The sequence below is a fragment of the Rhizobium sp. 05L429 genome, assembly GCF_056397645.1.
In genome coordinates this window covers 1-734 of the sequence record NZ_JBFTNV010000088.1, presented here as the reverse complement: position 1 = coordinate 734, position 734 = coordinate 1, and the positions used below count along the sequence as shown (strand labels likewise).

1 protein-coding gene is annotated in these 734 nt (G+C 51.8%); it reads right to left on the bottom strand.

Features of this window, described 5'->3' with window-relative positions:
• The coding region (locus AC1DNW_RS35435) for a porin (protein ID WP_477855818.1) at nt 1-138 on the bottom strand (138 nt) is incomplete at its 3' end.
• Between the last annotated feature and the right edge of the window lie 596 nt (nt 139-734).

The following is a 734-nucleotide window of genomic DNA, read 5'->3' as shown; positions in this document are numbered from 1 at the left end:
GCCGGTGCCGTAAGCGTCGCAGACGCGAACGTATTCAACCGGCTCCKGCTCGGCAGCAACGATTGCGTCTGCTGCGAGTACCGGGGTCGATGCAGCAAATGCTGCTGCCGACGCAAGCAATACCATCTTGATGTTCATTGTAGAATTCCACTCCTTTGTCGATCGGGGCTTTACCCTGTCTCCGAAGATCCAAAGTCGACCCGTTTGAACAGCCTCACGGCGTGCGGATCGATCGAACCGCCGAACGTTCATCCCACAGACATCTGACTGTAGCAATTCGTGAGCGGCACCAACCCGCAGCCGGACCATGCTTTCCGCGCAAGGCGTGGTTTTTATACAACAATTTCAAGGATTTAGACGGTTAACGCACAAATGCCGCCGCGATAACCAATGGCTATCGCAAGCGGCTGAAATAATCCTCCCAAAGCAGCGAAAACGGAGCAAAAACTCGAACACTTTCGCGAAGCTGCCGGACTGTAGCGCCGGCTAACGACTATATAAAGATCGGAGAATAGGACATGGTGTCCTGAAATCGAACCTAATGGTGCAGATGGCGACCATTAATCGATTTAGAGCCTACTTTTTGTTGTGGAAACAACCATAGGCATACGTTTTCGGCGCCGATTAAACGTTTCGCCAAATGCACAAAAACCGCGCATCGAACAATATTATGCATCACGGACATTATAAAACGTGTTCCAGATGCCCCCGGAGCACTCACCCGAAACCGCACC